The sequence below is a fragment of the Streptosporangium sp. NPDC051023 genome (genome assembly GCF_040689595.1).
In the GTDB taxonomy this organism is placed as follows: domain Bacteria; phylum Actinomycetota; class Actinomycetes; order Streptosporangiales; family Streptosporangiaceae; genus Streptosporangium.
Window position 1 is genome coordinate 1 of record NZ_JBFBCE010000153.1, and the last position, 10,281, is coordinate 10,281.

Here is a 10,281-nt window from a genome sequence, read left to right on the forward strand (position 1 = left end):
CGCCTCCTCCAAGAGCTCATGCCCGATCAGGGCGAGGTGTCCGCGCTGCTGGCGTTGTTCCTGTTCCAGCACTCCCGGCGCGCCTAGGCGTCGTCCCCGGTTCCGGTTTTCCTCTCCCAGTCCCGCGCCAACGCGGTCAGCCGCTCCACCGCGTCCTCACCCGCCGAGCCCGCCCCCTGGGCCAGGCCGAGCAGATACGCCGTCAGCGGCGCGGCCGGGCGTGTCACCCCGTGGGCGACCTCCTTCGTCAGGTCGAGCAGCGCGTCCCTGTCGACCTTCGCCGGATCGACGCCCAGTTCCCGGCAGACCAGCTCGGTCCATTCCGCCAGCACGTTCACCACTCGCTCCTCGTCTGTGACCACGCCGCCGGGGCCCTCGCCCCGGTGGTCACGCCTGTGCCGGAGTGCCCGGCTCACTGCTCCTGGCACGCCGCAGATCCTCAGGCGTGTCGCAATCGAACCACGGCGCCCCGGGGAGGCGGAGCCTGGCGGGGGCCAGCGGGGCGAGCAGCCCGTGCAGCGACCGTCCCTCGTATCGGGCCAGGGCCCGTGCGAGCTCCGCCGTACGCCAGACTCCGGCGAGCCACTGCTGCCTGCCGTCCTCGTCGACGAGCACCGCTCCCGTCCCCGCGGCGTCGAGCAGGGCCGAGACGTGCTCCGCCGTCAGAAAGGGCAGATCCGCGGCGAGCAGCACGACCCACGGCGCGGCCACCTCGGTCATCCCCGCCCGCAGTGCGGGAACAGGGCCTCCGCCCGGCGGGTCCTCGCACAGGAAGATCGCCCCGGGCAGGCCAGGGCGGCGGGAGCCGACGACGATCAGCCTCTCCGCGCCGGGCACCGCCGCCGCCACCCGCTCGACCAGCGGGCGCCCACCGACGTGCAAGCCGGGCTTATCCCTTCCGCCGAGCCGCCTCGCGAGGCCGCCCGCCAGAATGCACGCGTCGTGGCGGCCGGTCATCCGCCGATGGCGGACATCGGGCGGGACGGCTGCAGGAAGGACGGGTCGTCGATGCCGTGCCCGGCCCTCTTCGCCCGCACCGCGGCCAGCCAACGCTCAGCGAGCTCCTCGTCGTTCGCGCCCGAGCGCATCGCGGCCCGCAGGTCCGACTCCTCCGTGGCGAACAGACAGTTGCGGATCTGGCCGTCCGCGGTGAGCCGCACCCGGTCACAGGCGCCACAGAACGGCCGGGTGACCGAGCCGATCACCCCGACCCTGGCGGGTCCGCCGTCGACCAGGAAGAGCTCGGCCGGGGCGCTGCCGCGTTCCACAGGATCGTCCTCGGTCAGGTCGAAGGCCTCCTGCAGCCTCGTGAGGATCTCATCGGCTGTGATCATGTTCTCCCTGCGCCAGCCATGCTGGGCGTCGAGCGGCATCTGCTCGATGAACCGCAGTTCGTACCCCCGCTCAAGGCAGTAGCGCAGCAGCTGAACGGCCTCGTGGTCGTTGACGTCGCGCATCAGCACAGTGTTGATCTTTACAGGGCGCAGTCCCGCGGCGTCGGCTGCGGCCAGGCCGCCGAGCACGTCGGCGAGCCGGTCGCGGTGGGCGAGCTTCTTGAACGTCTCCTCGTCAAGGGTGTCGAGGGAGACGTTCACTCGGTGAACGCCCGCCGAGGCGAGGGGGGCGGCCAACCTGGCCAGGCCGATGCCGTTCGTGGTCAGCGAGACCTGCGGCCCGGGACGGAGCTCGGCGGTGCGGGCCACGATGTCGACCAGCTCGCGGCGGAGCAGTGGCTCCCCACCGGTGTAGCGGACCTCGGTGATGCCCAGCCGTTCCACACCGATGGCCACCAGCCTGACGATCTCGTCGGCGGTCAGCAGCTCGGGTTTCGGCAGCCACTCGAGGCCCTCGGGAGGCATGCAGTAGGAGCAGCGCAGGTTGCAGCGGTCCGTGAGGGAAACCCGCAGATCAGTCGCCACCCGGCCGAACGAGTCCCGCAACATGGGGCGCCACCTCCTCACATCCATCCGCTCGGGCAGGGGGCCAGCCTAAGGCCGGCGCCCGTAAAGCCCACACATCAGGCTCCTTCCCGCGACAACATCATCGCCGGGAGGTTGATTCCTCCGAGCCATGATCTGTCCGGCTTCCCAGGGAAGCGCTCCCCCAGCCCCCGCGGGGAGGGACCGCCACCACGGGCATGGGGCTCAACCTCCATGAATGCCTACATAAGCCACAGGAAACCGTTCAGGCGGTTCATGGATATATGTCTAATTATCGCATAACGCTTTGATGCCAAGGACCCTTCGCGCCACGGAAATCACAGGAGGCGCGTTCATAATCCGTAGCGACAACCTCCGGAGCGCGAAGGGAGCCGGACCCACGTGAGACTGGTACCGGACAAACGCATACGCGGGCTGATCCTCGCGGCGCCTCTGCTCGTGACCATTCCCTGCATCCCCACTGGCATGGCAGACGCCTCATCCGGCCTGGTCACGGCGGCCACGTCCGCCGTGGACCGCGTCCACGCCCACAATCCCCCGCTCGGGGGCCGCTCCGCGGGAAACGCCGCGGAAGCGAAACAGCAAACGCACTCCAAGGAAACGACGGGAGATTTTCCGGGGAAATTTCCGGAAGCTTTCATGGCTCTTTCTGGATGGCCGATTCCGGAGAGGGCTCTCTCATCGGATCAGGACGCCACGTGGCACGGCGCCCTCCGAGACCCCGCGCGACGGCACGGCGGGAACGAGGACGCGATCCAGGCAGGCCCCTTCCTTATCGGCTCGGGAGTGATCCTGCTCGCCGTCGTCCTGGTGTTCCGCGGGACGCTGGACGCCGACCGGCGGCTGGAGAGGACCAGGAGGTCCCGCCTGCATCGGAGGTTGGAACGTTCGAACGAGGAACTCGCCCAGCGGGCCCGTGAGGGGGAGGACAGGCGCGCTCTCGACGCGCCGGAGGCCGAGGCCGAGCCGGAGGCGCGCCCCGGCCCCCTCGTCTGACAGGACGGCGTGGCACCCGGGGCTCGCTCCGGGTCAGCCCTTGATGCAGACGAGCTGCCTCAGGTGGGCGACCACCTCGACCAGATCGGTCTGCGCCGCCATGACCGACCGGATGTCCTTGTACGCCCCCGGGATCTCGTCGATCACCCCGGTGTCCTTCCTGCACTCGACACCGTCGGTCTGCGCCTTGAAGTCCGACAGCGTGAACGTCTTCTTGGCCTTGGTCCGACTCATCCTGCGCCCGGCGCCGTGCGAGGCCGAGTTGAACGCGTCGGCGTTCCCCAGTCCCTTCACGATGTAGGTGCCGGTCGCCATCGAGCCGGGGATGATGCCGAACTCTCCGGATCCCGCCCTGATCGCCCCCTTGCGGGTGACGAGCACGTCCACGTCGTCGTAGCGCTCCTCCGCGACGTAGTTGTGATGGCAGGAGATCGGCGGCTCGAAGGTGATGCCCTGGAGGTGCCGCCGCAGCACGTCGCACACCAGGGCCATCATGACCGCCCGGTTACGCCGCGCGTAGTCCTGCGCCCAGAACAGGTCCCTGCGGTAGGCGTCCATCTGCGGCGTGCCGCCGACGAACACCGCGAGGTTGCGGTCGGGCAGGTCCTGGTTGTGCGGCAGCTTCTGGGCCTGCCCGATGTGGAACTCAGCCAGTTCCTTGCCGATGTTGCGCGACCCGGAGTGCAGCACGACCCAGACGCTTCCCTCGTCGTCGGCGCAGATCTCCAGGAAGTGGTTGCCACCGCCCAGGGTTCCCATCTGGACCTCGGCGCGCTCCCTCCTGGCGTGCACGGCCGGGGCGAGGGTCTCGAAGTCCTTCCAGAAGCCCGCCCAGTCGGCGGTCTTGAGCCCGTGCAGCCTGGTCGGGTCGACCGGCGCCTTGTGGTGCCCGAACCCGACCGGAACGGCCTGCTCCAGCTTGGAACGCAGGTAGGCCAGGTTGTCCGGCAGGTTCTCCGCCCTGAACGAGGTCTTCACCGCGGTCATCCCGCATCCGATGTCGACGCCGACCGCCGCGGGCGAGACCGCGTCCCGCATCGCGATGACCGAACCGACCGTCGCCCCCATTCCGTGGTGCACGTCCGGCATCACCGCGACCCCCTGCACCCAAGGCAGGTTGGCGACGTTGCGCAGCTGCTGCATCACGTTCGGCTCGACCTCGGCGGGATCGGCCCACATGCGGATTGGCGCGCGCCCACCCATCACCTCGTTGTACGCCATCGCCGCATCGCCTCCCTCCAACCGGACCTGAGCCGGATCTCCGCCGGCCGCCCGGCCGACGACGTCAATAACGCCAGAACCCCCCTGTACCCCGCAACCGAATTAAGATCCTTCACCCGCCGCGCACCCGCTGAGCGGCGGGTGCCTCCCGCCGGGTCACGCCGTGACGTGTGGCGGGCGCACCGCGGCCACGTCGTGACCGAAGGCGACCACCAGAACGCCGTGCGGGACCCACGCGAGGTCGTGCACCGGCTCGGGGAAACGCGCCGCGGAGCAGAGCGGCTCGTGGGTGCGCAGGTCCCAGAGCCCGACCTCCCCGTAGGCGCCCACGCGGGTGCCGGTCGCCAGAACGGGCAGGCCGTCGAACTCGGTGACGGCCAGCGCCTTGACCTCGCCCGCCTCGATGGCAGGACGCAGCCGCCGCCCGGTGCGCAGGTCCCAAACCCACACGGGGCCGCCACCGCCGGTCACCGCGATCGGCCTGCCGTCCAGCGTCGTGGCCGCCACCGCGTCCACCTCACCGCAGGGCCTCTCGAGCCCGGGCCACAGCCGCTCGCCGGTCCGCACGTCCCACATGCCGACCGATCCCGCGCGGTCGCCGGTGAACGCGACCGGGACGCCGTCCAGCTCGGTGACGGCCACCTTGGGCGTGCCCGCGAAGGGGCCGAGCGCGGGGCCGAGGGCCGGTCCCTGCAGCAGGCCGCCGCGGAGAAGGTGCAGGGTCGCCCTCCGGTCCTCGCCGACCACGACGCGGACGGCCCGCGCCGCGCGACCTGTGACCGGCGGTCCCACCCGCTCGGCGGGGGCCGTGGGATCTGCGGGGTCCACGAGCTCGACGGGCTGCCCGGTCGACGCGTCGCGGGTCCACACGCAGCCCTCCTCGTCCCTGCTCACCACCGTCGTACGGCCGCCGCCCCGCACCACGGTGACCTCCCGTGCCTCGGCGGCGTGACCGGGGAGCGGCACGCCGGGCAGCCGGTCCGCCTCGACGTCCCACACCCGGATCCGGCCGTCGGAACCACCGGTGACGACGACGGCCCTGCCGTCGCACGTGGCGGGATGGACGCCCCACGACAGACCCGCGTACGGGATCGGCGGCCCCGAGGGCTCGCCGGTGTGGGGATCGCGCAGCCGCAGGCCCCCCTCACACTCGACGGCGACGTCGCACCACGCGGGCGACGGGACCGGGCCCTCCGCCGGGATGAACGGGCTGCCCGCGCGCAGCCACCAGACCCGCCTGTTCCCCTTCCCGTGGGTGGTGACGACGACCGCCCTGCCATGGCGGACGGCGGTTGCGGCGTGCACCGTGTCCGTGCCCAGCAGCGGCGGGCAGATCTCGTCTCCGGTGAGGAGGTCGTGCGCCTCGACCACCCGGTCCCAGCCTGTGGTGACGGCCACGGCCCGCCCGTCGACGACCGCGGTGGCCACGCCGGTCAGGCCCGCCGCGTGGCCGGTCGGGATCGAGCCGACGTGCTCCCCCGTGCCCGCGTCCCACACCTCGACCGTGGGCGTGCGCCCGTCGGGAGCGCGGCCGTCGGCGACCACCACGGGACGCCCCGCCATCTCGGCCACGGCAACGGAGGTCAGGCCCGGCGGCGGGCCGGGCTGCTCGAGCCGTCTGCCGACGCGTTCACCGGTCATGAGGTCACGCAGGGACGCCGTGTCCCTGCCTCCGGCCACGACGAGCGCCCTGCCCTCCACGACGACCACCGCCTCCGCTGAGGCTCCCCATGACGTCTCAAGCCACGCCAGCCGCAGCCGGCCGTCGACCCTGGCCCCCGTGGCCCACAGGGGACGCCACCCCGGCCGGTCCCGGGTCAACGCGGACAGCAGGCCGGTCGCGCCCCAGCGGGCCGAGTCCAGGCTGAGCAGCCAGCCGCGGTCGCCAGGGCGGGCCGCGTGCGCGTCGAGCGAGGTGCGGTAGACGGCGGCCTCGAGCCTGGCCTGCGGGTCATGGGCCCGGTCCAGCAGGGGCGACAGAATGCGCGGGTCGGTGTGCAGCAGCGTGTCCAGATCCCACGGTCGAGCGTCGGGCATGGGCTCCCTGATCGGTCTGTCGGGTGAGTACGGCGGATCCGCGCCGAGCGCGGGCACGGGCACAGGCACAGGCACGGACGGGTTCATGTGGATGCGCGCGCCTCCCCGGGGATACGGATGAAACGATTAACCTCTGCGTAACCGTATGCTGACACGGACGGGTGGATCCGTGAGATCTTGCCGTGCCCACCGCTCTCCTGCAAGATCGCAGGCTGCGAGGCTACGGAGACGAGCCGCGTCCCCGCGGGCGCGGTTTCAGGACACGGTGATCGCGGTGCCCATCGCGAGCAGGAGCAGGACGTCGACCGCCGCGACGGCTACGGCTCCCACGAAGGGGATGCGCGGCGACCGCTCCGCCAGCAGCAGGCCTCCCAAGGCGAACGCGACCGCCCCGGCGAGCGCGGCCCAGCCCCAGGGCCCCGGAGGTCGCGCGGGCCCGAAGACGAGCAACCCGGTCGCCAGGAGCAGGGGGACCGGGATCAGCACGCGCACGCGGGCGACGCCGAGCCGTTGCGGCCAGCCCCTGACCCCGGTGGCGAGGTCCGCCGGGATGTCGGGCAGCACGTTCGCCAGGTGCGCCCCGCACCCCAGCAGGGCGGCGGCGAGAACGGCCCACCAGGCGGGCCACGCCTCCCCGGGCAGGCCCAGGGTCACGAACGGCGGCAGGCTGCCGAACCCGACGGCGTACGGCAGCCATGACAGGACGGTGGCCTTGAGGCCCAGGTCGTACGCCCAGGCGGCGGCGACACCGACGAGATGCGCGGTCCCCGCCGCGAGCCCCGAGGCCAGGGAGAGCGGCACACAGAGCGCGAGGGCCGCGAAGGCCGCCGCCCACACCGTGCGCACGCCGAGCGCGCCGTCGGCGATCGGCTTGCCCGCGCGGCCCGCGGCGGCGTCCCTGGCCGCGTCGGCCGCGTCGTTGCACCAGCCGATCGAGAGCTGGCCCGCCAGTACGGCGGCGGCGACCAGGACGCATCCGCGCGCGTCGCGCCCACAGACGAGGGCCAGCACCGTCACCAGCGTGGTGACGGCCGCGGTCGGCCCGGGATGGCAGGCCCGCACCAGCGCCACGACAGCCGCGAACCCGGTCTTCCGGCCCCGATCCCGGCCCCTCTGTCGCGCCTCCTCCTGTGCCCCGTCCTCCTGTCCCCCGTCCCCCGTCTCCCCGCTCGTCCGTCCCTGGCCCGGCTGTCGGCTCGTCACGGAACCGATGCTAAGCGTGCTGCAGGCGCCATGGAGGCATGCCGTACGCGTGGGTGGGCAAAAGCCAAATGTCCGCGCCTTCCTCATGTCCGGGAGTAACCCTCACATGACGCGAATCGCCGCTGTCCGCGGCGCGCTTCCGCCTAATAGGCATCCTCAATCCGAGATCACCGACACTTTCGCGCGGCTGTGCCTGCCAGAGGGCGCGGACAGACGGGTGCTCGACCGGCTGCACGCGAGCGCCAGGGTCGGGTTCCGCCACCTGGCGCTGCCGCTCGACCAGTACGCCAAGCTCGACGGTTTCGGGGCGGCCAACGATGCCTTCGTCGAGTGCGCCGTCGAGCTGGGGGCGGAGGCGGTCGGTGCCGCCCTGGAGGCGGCCGGGTTCGCCGCCGGGGATGTGGACATGATCATGTTCACGTCGGTGACCGGCCTGGCCACGCCTTCCGTCGACGCCAGGCTGGTGGGCCGCCTCGGGTTTCGGCCCGACGTCAAACGGGTGCCGGTCTTCGGGCTCGGCTGCGTCGCGGGGGCGGCCGGGATCTCTCGTCTGCACGACTATCTGCGCGGCTGGCCGGACCACGTGGCGGTGCTGCTCTCGGTCGAGCTGTGCTCCCTCACCCTGCAGCGCGAAGACGCCTCCGTCGCCAACCTGGTCGCGGGCGCGCTGTTCGGCGACGGCGCGGCCGCCGTCGTCGCGTGCGGCGCAGGGCGGCGTCCCGGTTCCCCGAGTGGCGCGGAGGGCGCGGGGCCCACGGTGGTGGCCACCCGGAGCCACCTGTACCCCGCCTCAGAGCACGTGATGGGCTGGGACATCGGCGACACCGGCTTCCAGGTGGTGCTCGACGCGAGCGTCCCCGACGTGGTGCGGACCTACCTGGCGGACGACGTGGATGGCTTCCTGACCGACCACGGGCTGACGAGGCGAGACGTGACGGCCTGGGTGTGCCATCCCGGAGGGCCGAGGGTGCTCGAGGCCGTCGCGGAGACGCTCGGGCTGCCCGAGGACGCGCTCGAGCTCACCTGGCGCTCGCTGGCCGAGGTCGGCAACCTGTCCTCCTCCTCGGTGCTGCACGTCCTGCGGGACACCCTCGCCCTGCGTCCGCCGCCCCCCGGCACACCGGGGCTGCTCATCGCGATGGGGCCCGGTTTCTGTTCCGAACTCGTCCTGTTGCGCTGGTAGGAGAACGGTGTCCTGGTACCTGTCGCTGTACCTGTCGCTCATCCTGCTCGTCGGCGTGGAACGGCTCGCCGAGTTGGTGGTCGCCCGCGGCAACGCGCGCTGGAGCCTGGCCCGCGGCGGGGTCGTCCACGGGCGCGGCCACTACCCATGGATGGTCGTCCTGCACACCGGACTGCTGGCCGGGTGCGCGCTGGAGGCGGTCCTGGCCGGGCGGCCCTTCGTCCCCGCGCTCGGCTGGCCCATGCTGGCCCTGGTCGTCGCGGCGCAGGGACTGCGCTGGTGGTGCATCACCACGCTGGGCAGGCAGTGGAACACCGAGGTGATCGTGGTTCCCGGCCTGTCCCCGGTGACACGCGGCCCATACCGGCTGCGCTGGCTACGGCACCCCAACTACGTGGCGGTCGCCGTCGAGGGCGCGGCGCTGCCGCTGGTGCACGGCGCCTGGGTCACCGCGGTGACCTTCACCGTGCTGAACGCGGTGCTCATGGTCGTGCGGATCCGCTGCGAGGAGACCGCCCTCGCCACGCTCGCCCCCGTACCGTCTCCCGGCCGGGCAGCGGCGTGATCGACGTCCTGGTCTCCGGCGGGGGACCCGCGGGCCTGGCCACCGCCATCCACGCCGCGCTGGCCGGGATGGAGGTCGTCGTGGTCGAGCCGAGGCCCGACCCTGTCGACAAGGCCTGCGGCGAGGGACTGATGCCCAGCGGGGCCAGCGCGCTGCTGTCGCTGGGCGTACGGGTCGAGGGCAGGGCGCTGGCGGGAATCCGCTACGTGGACGGCAGACACCAGGCTCAGGCCGCGTTCAGGGAGGGGCCGGGGCTCGGGGTACGGCGCACCGCGCTGCACGCCGCGCTGTCGCGGCGCGCGGCCGAGCTGGGGGTGCGGGTCGTGCGGGGCAGGGTCGAGGAGGTACGGCAGAGCCACGACGGCGTCGAGGCCGCGGGGCTGCGGGCCAGGTGGCTGGTGGCCGCGGACGGCCTGCACTCCCCGCTGCGCGCCTCGCTGGGGCTCCGGCTCCCCGATCACCGCCCCCGCCGATACGGCCTGCGACAGCACTACCCCGTCGCCCCCTGGACGGACTTCGTCGAGGTGCACTGGGCCGACGACGGCGAGGCGTATGTGACACCGGTCGGCGAGGACCTGGTCGGGGTGGCCGTGCTCAGCTCCCGGCGGCGCGGCTACCACGAACACCTGGCGGACTTCCCCGCGCTCGCGGCCCGGCTAGAGGGGCCCGCCGCGACCCAGGTCAGGGGTGCGGGACCGCTGCGTCAGCGGGTGCGCTCCCGGGTCGCGGGACGAGTGCTGCTGGTCGGCGACGCGGCGGGCTACATCGACGCCCTCACGGGCGAGGGCCTCTCGCTCGCGCTGCTGTCCGCGCAGGCGCTGGTCGGCTGCCTGCGGGCAGGCGCCCCTCATGCGTACGAGAGCGCCTGGCTGCGTCTGTCACGCAGGCACAGGCTGCTCACCGGGGCGCTCCTGGAGACCCGGCGGCACCGGGTGGCCGCCCGGCTGATCGTCCCGGCGGCCCGGCGGATGCCCGCCCTGTTCGGGGCCGCGGTGCACGCGCTGTCGTGAGGCCCTCCTGCCGTGGGAGGCAGACGCGTCACCGGGGAGAGTGCGGGAAAAGAGCGGACCGCCCCGCCCCGTTGAGGGGGGGGGGGGGGGGGGGTCTCACCCGGGTCCCCACCGGGGGCCGGGCAG

The 10,281-nt window shown here is 72.7% G+C and carries 11 protein-coding genes; 5 read left to right on the forward strand and 6 right to left on the reverse strand.

The annotated features are described in order from the left end of the window. The coding region (locus AB0395_RS46445; protein WP_366294266.1) for a DUF6596 domain-containing protein at positions 1-87 on the forward strand (87 nt) is incomplete at its 5' end. Here AB0395_RS46445 and AB0395_RS46450 read toward each other — a convergent pair. From AB0395_RS46450 to moaA, 3 genes are read right to left on the reverse strand one after another with little or no spacing between them, the layout of a single operon-like run. Continuing rightward, on the reverse strand, positions 84-416 hold the full coding sequence (locus tag AB0395_RS46450; protein WP_366294236.1) for a DUF6457 domain-containing protein: 333 nt from the start codon (positions 414-416) through the stop codon (positions 84-86). The genes AB0395_RS46445 and AB0395_RS46450 overlap by 4 nt on opposite strands. Beyond that, positions 388-957, reverse strand: a complete 570-nt coding sequence (locus AB0395_RS46455; protein ID WP_366294239.1) for a molybdenum cofactor guanylyltransferase — start codon at positions 955-957, stop codon at positions 388-390. The genes AB0395_RS46450 and AB0395_RS46455 overlap by 29 nt, the downstream gene beginning before the upstream one ends. After that, a complete protein-coding gene (gene moaA / locus AB0395_RS46460; RefSeq protein WP_366294242.1) occupies positions 954-1,943 on the reverse strand; it encodes a GTP 3',8-cyclase MoaA in 990 nt (329 codons plus the stop codon). Before moaA ends, AB0395_RS46455 begins: the two co-directional genes overlap by 4 nt. 636 nt (positions 1,944-2,579) lie before the next feature. Here moaA and AB0395_RS46465 point away from each other — a divergent pair. Continuing rightward, a complete protein-coding gene (locus tag AB0395_RS46465) occupies positions 2,580-2,936 on the forward strand; it encodes a hypothetical protein (RefSeq protein WP_366294245.1) in 357 nt (118 codons plus the stop codon). Positions 2,937-2,969: 33 nt separating this feature from the next. Here AB0395_RS46465 and AB0395_RS46470 read toward each other — a convergent pair whose 3' ends face one another. The 3 genes from AB0395_RS46470 to AB0395_RS46480 form a co-directional block, all read right to left on the reverse strand. Continuing rightward, a complete protein-coding gene (locus tag AB0395_RS46470) occupies positions 2,970-4,157 on the reverse strand; it encodes an RtcB family protein (RefSeq protein WP_366294248.1) in 1,188 nt (395 codons plus the stop codon). Positions 4,158-4,313: 156 nt separating this feature from the next. Next, positions 4,314-6,194, reverse strand: coding sequence for a WD40 repeat domain-containing protein (locus AB0395_RS46475; RefSeq protein ID WP_366294251.1), 1,881 nt, complete (start codon positions 6,192-6,194; stop codon positions 4,314-4,316). A 255-nt stretch (positions 6,195-6,449) separates the two neighbouring features. Continuing rightward, a complete protein-coding gene (locus tag AB0395_RS46480; protein ID WP_366294254.1) occupies positions 6,450-7,397 on the reverse strand; it encodes a UbiA family prenyltransferase in 948 nt (315 codons plus the stop codon). Positions 7,398-7,503: 106 nt separating this feature from the next. Here AB0395_RS46480 and AB0395_RS46485 point away from each other — a divergent pair, with 106 nt between their 5' ends. From AB0395_RS46485 to AB0395_RS46495, 3 genes are read left to right on the forward strand one after another with little or no spacing between them, the layout of a single operon-like run. After that, positions 7,504-8,580, forward strand: coding sequence for a 3-oxoacyl-[acyl-carrier-protein] synthase III C-terminal domain-containing protein (locus tag AB0395_RS46485; protein ID WP_366294257.1), 1,077 nt, complete (start codon positions 7,504-7,506; stop codon positions 8,578-8,580). Between the two features lie 7 nt (positions 8,581-8,587). Beyond that, complete coding sequence (locus AB0395_RS46490; RefSeq protein ID WP_366294260.1) at positions 8,588-9,145, forward strand: isoprenylcysteine carboxyl methyltransferase family protein; 558 nt, start codon at positions 8,588-8,590, stop codon at positions 9,143-9,145. Beyond that, a complete protein-coding gene (locus AB0395_RS46495) occupies positions 9,142-10,155 on the forward strand; it encodes an NAD(P)/FAD-dependent oxidoreductase (protein WP_366294263.1) in 1,014 nt (337 codons plus the stop codon). Before AB0395_RS46490 ends, AB0395_RS46495 begins: the two co-directional genes overlap by 4 nt. The last annotated feature ends 126 nt before the right edge of the window (positions 10,156-10,281 follow it).